The sequence below is a fragment of the Acrocarpospora corrugata genome, assembly GCF_009687845.1.
Classification (GTDB): Bacteria; Actinomycetota; Actinomycetes; order Streptosporangiales; family Streptosporangiaceae; genus Acrocarpospora; species Acrocarpospora corrugata.
The window spans coordinates 15869-30655 of the sequence record NZ_BLAD01000077.1; the positions used below are offsets into that span (position 1 = coordinate 15869).

At 69.5% G+C, this 14787-nt stretch carries 15 protein-coding genes; 9 read left to right on the plus strand and 6 right to left on the minus strand.

The features are described 5' to 3' along the window. Window positions 1-202: 202 nt before the first annotated feature. Window positions 203-1189: an alpha/beta hydrolase gene (locus Acor_RS30500; protein WP_155340224.1), complete on the minus strand. Its 987-nt coding sequence runs from the start codon at window positions 1187-1189 to the stop codon at window positions 203-205. A gap of 99 nt (window positions 1190-1288) precedes the next feature. On the opposite strand from Acor_RS30500, the gene Acor_RS30505 reads away from it, so the two are divergent. The 4 genes from Acor_RS30505 (at window position 1289) to Acor_RS30520 (ending at window position 4088) form a co-directional block, all read left to right on the plus strand. After that, entirely contained in the window at window positions 1289-1684 is a 396-nt protein-coding gene (locus Acor_RS30505) for a DUF3052 domain-containing protein (protein ID WP_155340225.1), read from the plus strand. 141 nt (window positions 1685-1825) lie between these two features. Next, the gene (locus Acor_RS30510) at window positions 1826-2500 is read left to right on the plus strand and encodes an ABC transporter permease (protein WP_246239344.1); all 675 of its coding nucleotides are present in this window, start codon (window positions 1826-1828) and stop codon (window positions 2498-2500) included. Further along, window positions 2493-3281 carry an ABC transporter permease gene (locus Acor_RS30515; protein WP_155340227.1) on the plus strand — a complete coding sequence of 263 codons (789 nt, stop codon included), beginning with the start codon at window positions 2493-2495 and terminating at the stop codon, window positions 3279-3281. The genes Acor_RS30510 and Acor_RS30515 overlap by 8 nt, the downstream gene beginning before the upstream one ends. Next, entirely contained in the window at window positions 3282-4088 is an 807-nt protein-coding gene (locus Acor_RS30520) for an ABC transporter ATP-binding protein (protein ID WP_155340228.1), read from the plus strand. It begins immediately after the preceding gene. On the opposite strand, the gene Acor_RS30525 is transcribed toward Acor_RS30520, so the two are convergent. Further along, complete coding sequence (locus Acor_RS30525; protein WP_246239346.1) at window positions 4012-4548, minus strand: hypothetical protein; 537 nt, start codon at window positions 4546-4548, stop codon at window positions 4012-4014. The two genes, Acor_RS30520 and Acor_RS30525, sit on opposite strands and share 77 nt — an antisense overlap. An 86-nt stretch (window positions 4549-4634) precedes the next feature. On the opposite strand from Acor_RS30525, the gene Acor_RS30530 reads away from it, so the two are divergent. Both Acor_RS30530 and Acor_RS30535 read left to right on the plus strand, forming a co-directional pair. Next, a complete protein-coding gene (locus tag Acor_RS30530) occupies window positions 4635-5528 on the plus strand; it encodes a hypothetical protein (RefSeq protein WP_155340229.1) in 894 nt (297 codons plus the stop codon). A 144-nt stretch (window positions 5529-5672) separates the two neighbouring features. Beyond that, window positions 5673-6407: a YcnI family copper-binding membrane protein gene (locus tag Acor_RS30535; protein ID WP_155340230.1), complete on the plus strand. Its 735-nt coding sequence runs from the start codon at window positions 5673-5675 to the stop codon at window positions 6405-6407. A 234-nt stretch (window positions 6408-6641) separates the two neighbouring features. On the opposite strand, the gene Acor_RS30540 is transcribed toward Acor_RS30535, so the two are convergent. The 3 genes from Acor_RS30540 to Acor_RS30550 form a co-directional block, all read right to left on the minus strand. Then, entirely contained in the window at window positions 6642-7430 is a 789-nt protein-coding gene (locus Acor_RS30540; RefSeq protein WP_246239347.1) for an ABC transporter permease, read from the minus strand. Window positions 7431-7821: 391 nt separating this feature from the next. Then, the gene (locus Acor_RS30545; RefSeq protein WP_246239348.1) at window positions 7822-8796 is read right to left on the minus strand and encodes an ABC transporter ATP-binding protein; all 975 of its coding nucleotides are present in this window, start codon (window positions 8794-8796) and stop codon (window positions 7822-7824) included. Next, the gene (locus Acor_RS30550; RefSeq protein WP_155340232.1) at window positions 8793-9893 is read right to left on the minus strand and encodes a LolA family protein; all 1101 of its coding nucleotides are present in this window, start codon (window positions 9891-9893) and stop codon (window positions 8793-8795) included. Before Acor_RS30550 ends, Acor_RS30545 begins: the two co-directional genes overlap by 4 nt. 168 nt (window positions 9894-10061) lie before the next feature. Here Acor_RS30550 and Acor_RS30555 point away from each other — a divergent pair, with 168 nt between their 5' ends. The 3 genes from Acor_RS30555 to Acor_RS30565 all read left to right on the plus strand — a co-directional run bounded on the left by Acor_RS30555 (window position 10062) and on the right by Acor_RS30565 (window position 14028). After that, a complete protein-coding gene (locus Acor_RS30555; RefSeq protein ID WP_155340233.1) occupies window positions 10062-10736 on the plus strand; it encodes a response regulator transcription factor in 675 nt (224 codons plus the stop codon). Beyond that, window positions 10726-12285, plus strand: a complete 1560-nt coding sequence (locus Acor_RS30560; RefSeq protein WP_155340234.1) for a sensor histidine kinase — start codon at window positions 10726-10728, stop codon at window positions 12283-12285. Before Acor_RS30555 ends, Acor_RS30560 begins: the two co-directional genes overlap by 11 nt. A 321-nt stretch (window positions 12286-12606) precedes the next feature. Next, window positions 12607-14028 carry a pyridoxal phosphate-dependent decarboxylase family protein gene (locus tag Acor_RS30565; RefSeq protein WP_246239349.1) on the plus strand — a complete coding sequence of 474 codons (1422 nt, stop codon included), beginning with the start codon at window positions 12607-12609 and terminating at the stop codon, window positions 14026-14028. A 132-nt stretch (window positions 14029-14160) separates the two neighbouring features. Here the strand turns inward: Acor_RS30565 and Acor_RS30570 are convergent. Next, a partial coding sequence (locus tag Acor_RS30570; protein WP_170317142.1) for a hypothetical protein occupies window positions 14161-14787 on the minus strand: 627 nt, incomplete at its 5' end.

The window sequence follows — 14787 nt, forward strand, 5'->3', positions numbered from 1 at the left end:
CCCGGAGGCATGCCGCTCTGGAGCCCTGTTCCGCCACGTGCCATCCGGAAGTACCCCTCCGACTCAAAGTGCTCGCAAGGGCCACTGTGGTCGGCTGGAACGCGCCATGCCGCTAACTAGTCATAGTCGGCATGAGCAGGTAAGGCCACTGGCACCCGCAGGTAAGAATCCGCAGGTCGCAGTGGCCACAATAATCACAGGGTTACGCCGCCGCCGCGTCCGGCTCACGCGCCTCGACCGCGTCCACAAAGGTGCGGATGTGCCGGAAGACCAGGCGGGCCTCGGGCACGATGTCGGCCAGTATGGCGAAGACGTGCGGCATCCGGGTCCATTCCTCGTAGCGGACCGGCACGCCGTCGGAGCGGGCCCGCAGCACCACCCGGTGGGCTTCCTCGCGGAGCACCTCGGTGGAGCCGGTCACGATCATCAAAGGCGGAATATCCGTATAGTCACCAAAAACAGGGGATACAAGAGGGTCGGTAGGGTCCAATCCGGCGGTCCACTGTCTGGCCAGCCAGTCCACCCGCCCCGCCGACAACATCGGGTCGGCCCAGCGGTTGGCGCTGCGCTGCACGTCGCTCAGGTCGGTCCACGGGGACAGGCAGATCGCCGCCGAGGGCATCGGCAGGCCGCGGTCACGCAGGGCGAGCAGGGTGGCGAGGGTCAGATGCCCGCCGGCCGAGTCCCCAGCCAGGATGATGCCCTCGGGTTTGAAACCGCGGTCGAGCAGGCCCGCGTAGGCGGCCAGCGAGTCCTCCAGCGAGTCGGCCAGGGTGTTCACCGGGCCCTGCCGGTAGTCCAGGGCCAGCACCGGGCGCCCGGTGACCACGGAGAGCCGCCAGGTGATCGGGCGGTGGGTCACCGGGGAACAGACGAAGTAGCCACCTCCGTGCAGATAAAGAACCACTTTGCCTTCGTCGAGCCCTTCGTCGCCGCGGACCCACTCACCGGAGCAACTGCCGAGCTCCTCCGCCACGATGGTGGCCTTGGGGGGCATCATGCCCGGCAGGAGTCCGGGCACCCGGCCGCCCAGGGCGATCAGCCGCTGGGCCACCATCAGGCTGGCCGTGTTTCGCAAGAGGACTGTCGAGATGGGTTTCATCGTGCCGCGCAGCAGCCCGTTGCACGCGGCGGCCTGCCAGCTGATGGGGTACGTAGGGTGAACGTCTACGTTGATCTCGTCGTGCATGCAGACCTCCCTATTAGGACATTTCCCCCAAACAGCCATTCCTACTCCAGGGTAGGTAACCTCCTGCTTACAGCGCTGTAACAAAAGGAGCACTTAGCGATGGTTGGGTATTCCGGCACACCGCTGCCGAAGAAGCTCGGGATCAAGCCCGGGCACCGGGTGCTCCTGATCGACGCGCCGGGCACCCTGGCCGGAGACGGCGTCCTCGGTGATCACGCGGACGACGGCGCGGCGGAGCCGTACGACGTGATTCTGCTGTTCTGTCCGGACCAGGCGGCGCTGCACGCGGGGTTCCCGCCGGCGGCGGCGCGGCTGGCCGGGAACGGCGGACTGTGGGTGTGCTGGCCGAAGAAGTCCAGCGGGGTGCCCACCGACCTGACCGAGAACCCGATCCGGGACTACGGGCTGGCCCGCAAACTCGTCGACAACAAGGTCTGCGCGGTGGACGCCACCTGGTCGGGTTTGCGCTTCGTCTACCGGCTGGCGGATCGTTGAGCGTACGATCAAGGGACGACGCTTCGGAGGTGCGCCGCCTTCCCCCTTTACGCCCGCATCGCCTGGTACGGCTTCCGCCGGCACAGCGCCTACCGGGCCGCCGCCATCGCCGGAGCCTTCACCAACACAGTATTCGGCATTTTGCGGGCCTATGTCCTGATTGCGCTGTGGGATGTCAGGCCGGGACTGGGTGGATACACGGTCGCTGACGCGATCACTTTCTGCTTCCTCAGTCAGGCGTTCATCGGGCCGATGCAGATGTTCGGAGGCGGGCTCGGGATCAGTGATCGGATCAGGACCGGGGATATCGCGTTCGATCTGGTCAGACCGGCGTCCATGCTGGTCTGGAACATGGCGGACGACCTCGGCCGGGCCGCCTACCTGACGATTCTCCGCAGCCTGCCGCCGACGATCATCGGCGCCATCCTGTTCGGCCTGGTCGCCCCGGCTCAGCCGAGCTTCTTTGTGCTGTCCTTCGTGCTCGCCGTAACCGTCAGCTACGCCTGGCGGTATCTCATCGCCCTCTCGGCCTGCTGGATCATCGACGACAAAGGCGTCCAGACCATATCGTCCGTGCTGACCATGTTCTTCAGCGGCATGATCCTGCCGCTCACTCTGTTCCCGGGCTGGCTAGGCACGGCGGCCAACGCCTCACCCTTCGCCGCGATGGTCCAAGTCCCGGCCGACATCTACCTCGGCACCCGAAACCCCCTCTCCGGCCTGGCGTTCCAAGTGTTCTGGGCAGCCGTCCTACTCGCCGCCGGCGCCCTGCTCACCCGGCAGGCCCGCCGCAAAGTGGTGATCCAGGGTGGTTAGGGCCTACCTGCTGCTGGCCTGGACCTGGCTGCGCGCCTCCGCCCAGTACCCGCTCTCGCTGACCCTGCTGACACTCGGCTCCTTCGCCATCAACGGCCTGGACATCGCCGCCATCTGGGTGATCTTCGCCCACACCACCGCCCTGGCCGGTTTCACCCTCCCCGAGGTCATGTTCCTGTACGGCACCGCCGGCCTCTCCTTCGCCCTCGCCGACCTGCTGTTCGGCAACGTCGACCGGCTCAGCCAGCACATCCGGGCCGGCACCTTCGACGTCATGCTGATCCGCCCGGTCAGCCCGTTCGTGCAGATGGCCGCCGACCGGTTCGGCGTGCACCGGCTGGGCCGGATCACCCAGGCCGCCGCCGTACTCGTGATCGCCCTCACCCAGCTGACCCCGCCCGCCTCCCGGGCCTGGATGATCCCCGTCATGATCCTCTGCGGCACGGCCATCTTCACCGCTGTCTTCGCGCTCGGCGGCGCGCTGCAGTTCCTGCTCACCGACGCCCCCGAGGTGGCCAACGCGTTCACCTACGGCGGCTCGCAACTCACCCAGTACCCCCTCAGCGTGTACGGCGAGCAGCTCGTCCGCGGGGTCACCTTCATACTGCCGCTGGCCTTCGTCAACTGGCAGCCCGCGCTCTACGTGCTGGACCGGGACGATCCGCTCGGCCTGCCCGGCTGGGTACGCTTCGCCTCGCCGGTCGCGGCCGTCGTCCTGGGCGGGGTCGCCGCGCTGGCCTGGCGGGCCGGGCTGCGCCGCTATCAATCGACGGGACACTGAATGATCGAAGCCGAAGGTTTGGGCCGGACGTTCAAGGTCCGCCGTACCGTCGTGCACGCCGTAAAGGATCTGTCGTTCTCGGTGGAGGCCGGGGAGTTCGTGGGGTGCCTGGGGCCGAACGGCGCGGGCAAATCCACGACGATCAAGATGCTGACCGGGATCCTGGCGCCGACCGCCGGGCGGATCCAGGTCGCCGGGCTGGATCCGGCCCGGCGGCGGAAGGCGCTGGCGCGGCGGATCGGCGTCGTGTTCGGGCAGCGGACCACGCTCTGGTGGGACCTGCCGCTGCGGGACAGCTTCGAACTGATCCGGCTCCTTTACAAAGTAGATCGGGTTCGGTTCGCGGAGCGGCTGGCGGAAATGTGCGCCATCCTCGACCTGGGCGGCTTCCTGAGGACACCGGTGCGGCAGCTCAGCCTCGGGCAGCGGATGCGCGGCGACCTGGCCGCCGCGCTGCTGCACGATCCGGACCTGCTGGTGCTGGACGAGCCGACGATCGGGCTGGACGTGGTCAGCAAGGCCGGGGTGCGGGAGTTCCTGCTGCGGATGAACGCAGAACGCGGCACCACCGTGCTGCTGACCACGCACGACCTGGGCGACATCGAGAAGCTCTGCCGCCGGGTGCTGCTGATCGACCACGGGCGGCTGGCCTTCGACGGGAGCGTGGCCGGGCTGCGGGCGCTGGTCCCCGGCGAGACCTCCATCGAGGAGGTGGTGACGCGGCTCTACCTCAGTAGTACTCCGGCTGGGTCTCCTCGTATTCGTCCTCTTCCTCCCGCTGACGACCGGCCCAGCGGGACGGCATGAGCACGGGGACGAAGAGGGCGATGCCCAGCATGCCGTACACGCCGTTGCCGAGCAGGGTGAGCATTCCCTCGCCGGCTTCGGAGATCTCCTTCTGCATGGAGGCGCCGATCGGGGCCAGCGCGGCGGCCCGGCTGACGTCGATGACGTAGACGACCGTCCAGGCCAGCAGGACCATCGACGGGATGAAGGTGGCCACCGGCGAGATCCGCCCGGCCAGCAGCAGGCCCAGCAGCAGGCCGATCACGAGCATGATGCCCAGGGCGATCAACATCCGGGTGTCCCGCAGCGGATCGATGTTCTGCACCATGCCCCGGAGTGACTCCCGGGAGGCCCAGCCTCCCCCGAACAGCAGGGCAGCGGCGACGACGACGCCGACGAGCAGCCCGAATATGTGCCGCATGATCACCACCTCGTGTGAGAACGCCCAGAGGTAGGAGGCGTTCGTGCGGTTCGCGGCCACATTAGCGACAAACCCTCAAAAAAGGCACGCGCCTTCACGGGATAGATCTTCTTCGGCGCAACACCCTTCAAGACCACCCCACAAGCATGAGAAGATTTCGAACCGTGGTCCCCCGCCTCCCCCGACTCAACCGCCCGGCCCCGCCGCCGCGCGTCGGGATCATGCCGCGCGACCTCCCGCGAGCTGATTCCGGGGTGCCGGTACTGCTCTCCGGTTCGGCCGATCCGCGCCACCAAGCTGGTTTCCGGATGCCGGTACTCCACCGCAACCTGAGCTCCGGTTCGGCCGATCCACGCCACCAAGCTGATTTCGGGGTGCCGGTACTCCACCGCAAGTTGAGCTCCAGTTCGGCCGTTCTGCGCCGCGGAGCTGGTTTCGGGGTGGCTGATCTGTCGTTTCGGCTGGTGAGGTCTGCGGCGTTCGCGGCGGTTTGTGTGCTGCTCGCGGCGCTGGCGCACCGGCTGGCCGGTGGGGATGGGCCGACGGCGTGGGCGCTGGCCGTCGCGGCCGGGGGTGTTTTCGCGGGGTCGGTCGTGCTGGCCGGGCGGGAGCGGTCGCCGTTGCTGATCAGTGGCTTGCTGCTGGTGGCGCAGGGTGGGCTGCACGAGTTGTTCAACCATGGGGCGATGGTCAAGGTGATCCTGGCGTCGCGGTTGCGGGCGAGCGTTCCGGCCGAGGCCGCCGGCGGTCATCAGGCGCATGGGCTGGGGATCTCGCTCGGGATGCTGGTCGCGCACGTCACCGCGTCGCTGGTGACCGCGTGGTGGGTGGCCCGGGGTGAGGCCGTCCTGTGGTCGGTGCTGCGGCGGGTCGGGGTGGCCGCGGTCCGCGGGCTGCTGAGGCTGTTCGCGCCGGTCGCCGAGGCCGGGCGGGTGGCGCTGAGCCCGGTGGCGCACGGGTGGCGGCATCTGGGGCTGCCCAGGCGCAATGAGCCGCTTCGTCACACGGTGGTCAGACGGGGTCCTCCACTCCTCGTCTGACGTTCCCCTATTTCCGGCGTTTCCCCTGTGGGCTGCGTATCACCTGATGAGGCCGTCTCCGGCCTCCGGCGAGCGCGGTTGTTCCGCGCGTGCTCCGACGCAAGCCCGGCATCTCATACTTTCGACGTTCCCAGTGGAGAACTCATGTCCATCCTCCGTCGCGCCATCGCCGTCACCGCCGGTGCCACCGCACTGACCTTCGGCCTCGCCCTGCCCGCGCTCGCGCACGTCACCATCAACCCCGGCAGCGCCGAGAAGGGCGGCTTCACCAAGGTCGCCTTCCGGGTGCCCAACGAGCGTGACGACGCCTCGACCACCAAGATCGAGGTCTCGCTGCCGCTCGACCACCCGCTCCCGTTCGTGTCGGTACGGCCCGTACCGGGGTGGGATGTCAAGGTCACCGAGAGCAAGCTGCCCGCGCCCGTGCAGTCCAAGTACGGCGAGATCACCGAGGCTGTCACGAAGATCACCTGGTCCGGCGGGAAGGTCGAGGCCGGGCAGTTCCAGGAGTTCGAGGTGTCGATGGGCATCATGCCCGACAACGTCGACCAGCTGATCTTCCCGACCACCCAGACGTACTCCAGCGGCGAGGTCGTCAAGTGGGCCGACGAGCCCAAGACCGACGGCACCGAAGCCGAGCACCCGGCCCCCACCCTGAAGCTGGTCGCCCCGACCGGCGACGACTCCCACGGCGCCGCCGCCGCGGCCACCCCCACCGCCGCCGCCCCCTCCGTCGTCCCGATCGCCCAGACCGGGGCCGACTCGTCCACCACCAGCTCTGACAGCACGGCCCGCCTGATCGGCGGCGTCGGCGTCGCGGTCGGCGTCATCGGCGTCGGCGTCGCCATCGTCGCCCTGCGCCGCCGCCCCACCGCCTGACCCTCGAATCCCGCCTCCGGCGTGGCCGTCCACCACGACCACGCCGGATCTCCGCCCTCCGGCCGTCGCCGTTCATCACGACCACGCCGGAGGGCTTGCCTCGGCTGAAGTTCATGCGGCTGATTTAGCCGACCTGGCCCCCTGACCGGCCCAGCTCACCTACCGGCCTGACGAGGTGAGCCGACCTGATCTCATGCTGGCCTGGCCAGCGTGATGGATGGCCGATGTGGCTATTTAGGCGGTGATGTCGCGACTGGTGAAGCGGGCCCAGGCGATTGACCCGCAAACCACGATGTAAGCCGCGAAGACCAGTAGCCCCTGCCCCATCTGGTCGGTGGCGACGGGGTCGCGGAGAGCGCCGTCGAACCCGGCCCACCAGGACGTGAGCAGATAGGGCTCGATCACCGCCAGCTGCGGGATCGCCTGGAGCACCTGCGCGACGACGACCAGCACGAGTGTGGTCGCGATCGCCCCGATGGATGTCTCGGTCAGCGTGGAGATCGCGAGCGCGAGCGCCCCCAGCGCCGCCATCCCCGCGGCGGCGTAAAGCGCCACCAGCCCGATGCGCAGCAGCCCCTCGGCGAGCGGAATCGTACTCCCCGACAGCAACGTCACCGGCCCGACCGGGAACAGCACCAGCCCCGTGACCAGCGCGGAGACCGCGACCAGCGCGCACGCCGCCACCGCGAACACGACCACGTTCGCGTACTTCAACGCCAGTAGCCGGGTACGGCCCGCCGGCGCCGTCAGCAGATACCGCAGCGTCCCCAGGCCCGCCTCACCCGCGATCGAATCCCCCGCGACCACTCCGACCGCCAGCGGCAGAACCAGCGGAAGCATCACGAAGAACGCCGCGAACGTGAGCACCAGCCCATTCCCGGCGACTTGCCCGACAAAGGAATCGGCCCCATCCCCGGCCGCCCGAATCGCCACACCGATCACCAACGGCACCACGGCGAGAACCCCCAGCAGCGCCAGATTCCTGGGCCGCCTAAAGGTCAGCCCGATCTCCGACCTCAGCAACCGAACCCCCGCCCGCACCCCCGCCAGGGCCCCCCGAGGCGACTCCGGGCCATCGCCACTCAGGCTCCTCGCGCGAGGTCCGGCGCTCACTGCGGACGAATCCGCCTGCACTCCCGCGGAAACGCTCAGGCCCTCCCCGAGAGGTCCAACTTTGCTCATAGCGGACGAATCCACCTGCACCCCTGCGGAAACGCTCAGGCCCTTCCCGAGAGGTTCAGCTGCGCTCCCAGCGGACGAATCCGTCGCCCCCGCACTCGGGCTCTTCTCGAGAGACGTGCTCGCCGGAGGCGAATGCGGCGTCGATGCCTGCCCGGCAGGGTCCGCGGGTGGAGCGGATGCCGATCCGTACCCGCGACTGTCTGGATGTGCGCGGTCGGCAGGGATGAGTTGGTCATGCTTCGACATCGAAGCCCTCCCCGGTGAGATGGACGAAGACGTCTTCCAGGGTGGGGTGCACTACCTGGAGGCCGCGGACGGCGATGCCCTCGCGGACGAGGGCGGCGGTGACGCGTTCGGGGAGGGCGTCGCCGAGTTCGGCGGAGACCTCGCCGGGGGCGGGGATGATGTTGGTCAGGCCGAACGCGGTCAGGGCGGCCGCCGCGAGGGAGCTGTCGGGGGTTTCGACCCGGATGCGGGGGACGCTGGCGGAGCGGAGTTCGGTGAGGGTGCCCTCGGCGACCAGGCGGCCGGTGCTCATCACTCCGATATGGGTGCACATCTGCTCGACTTCGGCGAGGAGATGGGAGGAGACGAAGACGGTCGTGCCGCCGGCGGCGACGTCTTTGATGAGGTTGCGGACCTCGCGGGTGCCCTGGGGGTCGAGGCCGTTGGTGGGCTCGTCCAGGACTAGGAGTTCGCGGGGGCCGAGCAGGGTCGCGGCGATGGCGAGGCGCTGGCGCATGCCCAGCGAATACGCCCGGTAGCGCTTCTTGGCCGCCGCCGCGAGGCCGACCCGGTCGAGCGCCTCCGCGACCCGCCGTCCCACCGTGCGCGGGTCGGCGCTCGGGTCGGCGGCGTCGAAGCGGCGCAGGTTGGCGGCCCCCGACAGGTACGGGTAGAACGCCGGGCCCTCCACCAGCGCGCCCACCCTCGTCAGCGCCTGGACCGGCGACGCGGCCCCGAGGATCGAACTCGAACCGGACGTCGGGGTGACCAGGCCGAGCAGCATCCGGATGGTGGTGGTCTTGCCGGAGCCGTTGGGGCCGAGGAAGCCGAACACGGCGCCGCGCGGGACGGTCAGATCCAGGTGGTCCACGGCGATCTGGCCGCCGCGGAAACGTTTGGTCAGGCCGCGGGTGACGATCGCGGGCCCCCCGGCGGGGGACGCCGTCATGGCATCCCCCGCCGCGTCGATCGTCGTGGTCACTTCCGGCCCGCCGCCTCGTACAGGACTTCGGGGGTGACCGCCCCGGCGATGAGGCGCCCGTCGTCGGTGAGCAGCGCGGAGACCAGCTTGGTCCTGATCAGCCGGCCGTTCCCCCAGGCGCCGCTGACCGGCTCGGCCGCCTTGAGCACACCGTCGGCCATGGCGCCGACCGCCAGCCCGGGGCCGTGCCCCTGCTTCTCTCCTTCGGCCAGGTCGGCCGTGGCGAACGGCAGGACCACCACCGAGGTCCAGCCCGATCCGACCGTCTTCAGCTCCCCGTCCTCGGCGTGCTCGCGCAGCGCGGCCCGGTCCTGGTCGAGCGCGGGCATCTCCCCATCCTGAACCTTCGCGCCGGCGGGCGGCGTGAACTCGAAGTTCTCCGGGGCCGGGCGGGAGAAGGTCACCGAGTCGAAGCCCACCTCGAAGGCGGGCTCCGCGGCGCCCTTCGCGTACACCTGGACCCGGAGCGGGATCAGGGTCTCGCCGTCGATGGCCACCCGGATGTCCTTGACCAGGGAGGTGGCGGCGCGGGGCGCGAGCACCAGCTCGTACGCGGCCCGGCCGGCCACGGTCGCGTCGTTGCCCACGCTGACCGCGGTGTCATGGTCGGCCGCCGCCAGCGCCCGTTCCGCGGCCTCCTGCGGTGTGATCACCGCGGGCGGCAGGGCCGGTTCCGACGGCATGGGCGGCGTCTTGATCCGGGTCGCGGTGTTGGCGGCGCTGTCCCACCACCAGGTCTGGTCCCCGTTGACGATCAGGTCGTGCTCGCTCATGTGGCTGGGCAGGGCGAGCCTGATCTGCGAGTCGGAGCCGTACCAGATCTTGACCTGGTGGGAGCCGGCCAGCAGGGCCACCGGCCCGGTCGCCTCGCCCGTCAGGGCGGACAGGCCGGGGACGCCCAGGGACGCGGTTTCGATGATCGTCCCGGACATCGGCGGCAGTTCGCCCGACTTCCAGCGGGTTCCCACGTCGGCCAGGAGTTGCTGCGCGGTGCGCTCCGGCAGCACCGGGTCCCCCTGGACCGCGGCGATCACTGGGCCCGCCCCGACGGCGCCGGCCACCACGGCGATGGCGGCGATCGGGACCCCCCACCTCACGGCGCGTGCTCTCTTGGGCATTTCACTTCTCCAATCTGATGGATACGGCCCCACCATGCGCGCCGCCGCCTGTGCCGACGCTGAGAGCCGCTGAGATCTCTCTCAGCCGAGCCCTCTGGTACGGCGCCTCTCAGCCGGGTCTCAGCAGGTTAGGACCAAAATGGGGGCATGCGGGTACTGGTGGTGGAAGATGAGCGGCGGATGGCGGCGGCGCTTCAGCGCGGCCTGCGGGCCGAGGGGTTCGCCGTGGATCTGGCGCACGACGGCGAGGAGGGGCTGCACCTGGCCCAGGTCGGCGACTACGACGTGGTCGTGCTGGACATCATGCTGCCGCGATTGTCCGGATATAACGTGTGCAAACGGCTGCGGGCGGAGGAGAACTGGGTGCCGATCCTGATGCTCTCCGCCAAAGACGGCGAGTACGACCTGGCCGACGGCCTCGACCTCGGTGCCGACGACTACCTCACCAAGCCGTTCTCCTATGTCGTGCTGGTCGCCCGCCTCCGCGCCCTGCTCCGCCGCGGCGGCGGCCGTCGACCGGCGGTCCTGCGTTCCGGAGACCTCACTCTGGACCCGGCCCGCCGCCTGGTCTCCCGGGGCTCGGCCTCGATCGACCTAACGCCACGCGAGTTCGCTTTGCTCGAATATCTGATGCGCCACCACGACGAGGTGGTCTCCAAGGCCGAGATCCTGGAACACGTCTGGGACACCTACGACACCGACCCCAATGTGGTCGAGGTCTACGTCGGCTACCTCCGCCGCAAGATCGACACCCCGTTCGGCCGCACCGCCGTCCAGACGGTCCGGGGCGCCGGCTACCGGCTGGTGAGCGATGGCGGTTAGCCCCGCACCGGAACCCGGCTCCGACAGCGACCTTCGCCCGGCACCCGTCGGTCTCGGCTCCGGCTTGGGCTCCGGCTCCCGCTCCGACTTGGGCCCGAGCGCCGGCTCCGGTTCCCGCTCCGGCTCCGGCTCGGGCTCGGGCTCGGGCTCGGGCTCCGTCTCCCCATCCGATCTTCGGCCTTCTTCTGGCGAGGGTTCGGGGCGGGGCGGGCCGGTTGGGTGGTGGCGGCGGCGGAGTCTGCGGGTCCGGCTGACCGTGGTGGCGGCGGCCGTGCTGGCGCTTGGGCTGGCGTTGTCGGCTTATGTGTTCGTGGACGTGCTGGGGCGGGCGCTGGTGACGACCATCGATGAGGGGATACACCAGCGGGCCCGGGAGGTGGTCGCGCTGTCGGACGCGCATCGGCTGGACGGGCCGATCGTGACCACGGACAACACAATCGTGCAGGTGATCTCGCGGGACGGCCGCATCGTCGGAGCCACCGGAAACACCGACCGGCTGGTGCCGCTGCTCTCCTCGAAATCCCGCGCCGCCGCGCTGGCCGAAGGGGACGCCCAGTTCTTGGACGGTCGTCCGTACGGGATCCCGTCCACGCTGCGGGTGATCGTGCTGAGCGCGGACAACGGCATCACGGTGATCGCGGCCCGCTCGTTCGCCGAGGTCCAGGGCAGCATCCGGGCCGCCGGCCATGTCCTCCTGATGGGCACCCCCTTGCTCCTGGTGCTGCTGGCGGGCGCGTCCTGGCTGGTCATCGGCCGGACCCTGCGGCCGATCGACGCCCTCAGGCGCGGCGCCGCCGAGATCACCGGAACCGCGCGGTCACGGCGGCTGCCGATGCCGGAGGCGCACGACGAGGTCCACTCGCTCGCGATGACCCTGAACGACATGCTGGCCAGGCTGGAACACGCCGGAGCCCGGCAGCGCGCCCTGGTCTCGGACGCCGCCCACGAACTCCGCAGCCCCCTGGCCAGCATCCGGCTCCAACTGGAAGTCGCCCTCAACCACCCCGAAGGCCAGGACTGGCGCGAAACCGCCGAAGGCGTGCTCGAAGACACCCTCCGCCTCGCCCGGCTGGCCGAGGACCTGCTCGCCCTGGCCCGCCTCGACGAAGGCCGCCCCTCGCGCCGCGAACCGGTCGACCTCAACGAACTCCTCTCCCGCACCGCCGACCGCTACGGCATCGCCGCCGACCTCCCCGCCCGCACCCTCACCACCACCGGCGACGCCATGGACCTGGGCCGCGTCCTCACCAACCTGATCGACAACGCGGTACGGCACCGCACCGCCGAAGTCGCCGTGACCCTCACCCAGCCCGGCCCCCGCACCGCCGAGATCACCGTCACCGACGACGGCCCCGGCATCCCCGCAGCCGACCGGGAACGCGTCTTCGACCGCTTCACCCGCCTGGACACCGCCCGCAGCCGCGACGACGGCGGCGCCGGCCTGGGCCTGGCCATCGTCCGCACCACCCTGCACGCCCACGGCGGCACCATCCACCTCACCGACGCCTCCCCCGGCCTCACCGCCGTCATCCACCTCCCCCTGACCTGAAGGGTTCGTCCCCCGTCCCTCTTTGGCGCCGGTCCGGTGAGTAACGCCGTTGACGGTGCCGGATAACGGTGATCAACCCGGGCGACGCGCCGGCCGGGATGCTGAAGCGAATGGGCCGAGCTTGATGGTGCTGGTCCTGGAGTTCAGTGCACGACTTGGTCGTGCGCGTCGGCTGGGCTATTCGGGTGCCGTCGAGCGCACTGCCCTGCTTCGTGCATGGCTAGCGGCAAGATCGCCGAGTTATCCACAGGCCTTTCCGGGGGGCGGCGCGAGGAGTTTAGGGTGGGCGAAGCACCGCTGTCCCCCGGTAGGAGAACGCCCTTGTTTCCCGAATTCGGTCGTCCGGTCTCTGATCTGCTCGCGGAACTGGCCCGGCTCAAGGCTGCCGATCTGCCGGTGCGTGGCGGGCGGGTGACTGCCTATGTGTACGACACCGGCAGGGCGGAGGTGCATGACGCGGCGCACGCGGCGTACGCGGAGATGCTGGAAGTGAACATGCTCGACCCGACGGCTTTTCCCAGCATGGTGGCGTTGGAGAAGCAGGTCGTGGGGGCGGTGGCGGAGTTGCTGGGCGATCCGGCGGCGCCGGGGATCTTCACGAGTGGCGGGACCGAGTCGATCATGCTGGCGGTGAAGGCGGCCAGGGATTCGCGGGCGGTGGAGCGTCCGCAGATCGTGGTGCCGGTGACCGCGCATCCGGCGTTCCACAAGGCGGCGCACTACCTGGGTGTCGAAGTGCTTCCGGTGCCGGTGGATCTGGAGACGTTCAAGGTGTCGGCGGAAGCGGTCGAGGCGGCGATCAGTGAGCGGACCGTGCTGGTGGTGGCGTCCTCGCCGTCCTACCCGCAAGGGGTGATCGACCCGATCGAGGAGATCGCCGCGCGGGCGGCGGCCCGTGGGGTGTTCTGTCACGTGGACGCCTGCGTGGGCGGCTGGCTGTTGCCGTGGCTGCGCGAAGCCGGAGCGAGCGTGCCGCCGTTCGACCTGGGCGTGCCCGGAGTGACCTCGATCTCCTGCGACCTGCACAAATTCGGATACGCCCCGAAGGGCGCGTCGGTGGTGCTGTTCAAAGACGCCGCGCTCCGGCGCAAGGCGTATTTCGCGTCAGCCGCGTGGCCCGGCTACACGATCATCAACTCCACTGTGCAGAGCTCACGATCGGCCGGTCCGCTCGCCGGTGCCTGGGGAACGATGCAGTCCCTCGGCCGCGACGGCTACCTGGACCTGGGCCGCGCCACCCTTGAGGCCACCCGCCGTCTGATCGACGGCATCGCGAAGGTCCCCGGCCTGCGCGTCCTCGGCACCCCCGAGGCCTCCCTGATCGCCATCGCCGGCTCCCCCGACGTGGACGTCTTCGTCCTCGCCGACGAAGCCCGCAAACTCGGCTGGTTCCTCCAGCCCCAGCTCTCCTACGCCGGCATCCCCGCCAACATCCACATCACCGTCACCGGCGTCACCCTCTCCGGCGTAGACGCCATGCTTCAAGTAATCGCCCAATCCGCCGAATCCGCCCGATCCCGAGGCCCCGCCCAGGTCCCCGACGGCCTCCCCGAACTCATTGCCTCCCTCGACCTGGACGCCCTCGACGACGCCACCTTCGTCGACCTGGCCGCCTCCGTGGGCATCAACCTCCGCAGCACCGACCAACCCGAAATGTCGTCCGTCAACGCCGTCCTCAACGCCTTACCCGCCCCCACCCGAGAAGCCATCCTGATCCGCTTCCTCTCCGTCATCTACTCCTGACACGCCACACACCCTGCGTTCCCATCAGGTGAATTGTGGCGTGTGCGTCATGGCCGGGTTGGGCGTGGATAGTCAGGCGCCGGTGGGAGGCGCTCAGCTACATCGTCACTGTCAGTTGGCGGTGGGGTTTGGCTATTTGGTGCGGTCTTTGCCCTCTAGGAGGGTCCAGATTTTGACCTTGTAGGGGCCGTAGGTGCTGGTGGCTTCTAGTTGGGTGCGGCCTCGGTCGAAGGGGGATTCGGTGGGGTGGGTGTTGAGGATGCGGGCGTAGATGGCGAGGAGGGTGCGGCGGTGAGGGGCGGGGACTTTGTAGCTGTGGATGTGGAGTTCGATGCTTTCCTTGTCGGTTTTGATGGAGATGTCCATGGTGGGGTCGGCGCCGAATTTGGTGGCTGATTCGATCATGGTGGTTGCGGTTCGCAGGGCGCCGGTGATCGAGGTGTCTGGGGTGGGTGGGGTGGGGGTCCAGGGGCGGTCGGCGAGCAGGCGGGGCATGGCGGCCAGTTGGCCCAGGTAGAACCAGGTTTCCAGGGCGCGTTTGAAGTTGGTTTCGGGGGTGGTGGCGAGAGGTGCGTCGGGGGTGGCCGTGTGGAGGGCGGACGCGTAGTCGGCGGACGCGGCGGCCTGGGAGGCGAGTTTCTTCAGCCAGTTGACGGCCTGGGTGTGGTGGTCGGTGGTGGTCGTGCGTTCCAGGGCGTAGAGGGCGGCGTCGACGCGGGCGCTCAGGGTGGGGGCGGCCGACATCATGGCGGTGAGGGG

What these genes read in the sequence shown, in the direction of transcription:
- Acor_RS30500 (WP_155340224.1), bottom strand. Translation starts at nt 1,189, where the DNA reads ATGCACGACGAGATCAACGTAGACGTTCACCCTACGTACCCCATCAGC.
- Acor_RS30505 (WP_155340225.1), top strand. Translation starts at nt 1,289, where the DNA reads ATGGTTGGGTATTCCGGCACACCGCTGCCGAAGAAGCTCGGGATCAAG.
- Acor_RS30555 (WP_155340233.1), top strand. Translation starts at nt 10,062, where the DNA reads ATGCGGGTACTGGTGGTGGAAGATGAGCGGCGGATGGCGGCGGCGCTT.
- Acor_RS30535 (WP_155340230.1), top strand. Translation starts at nt 5,673, where the DNA reads ATGTCCATCCTCCGTCGCGCCATCGCCGTCACCGCCGGTGCCACCGCA.
- Acor_RS30560 (WP_155340234.1), top strand. Translation starts at nt 10,726, where the DNA reads ATGGCGGTTAGCCCCGCACCGGAACCCGGCTCCGACAGCGACCTTCGC.
- Acor_RS30530 (WP_155340229.1), top strand. Translation starts at nt 4,635, where the DNA reads ATGAGAAGATTTCGAACCGTGGTCCCCCGCCTCCCCCGACTCAACCGC.
- Acor_RS30520 (WP_155340228.1), top strand. Translation starts at nt 3,282, where the DNA reads ATGATCGAAGCCGAAGGTTTGGGCCGGACGTTCAAGGTCCGCCGTACC.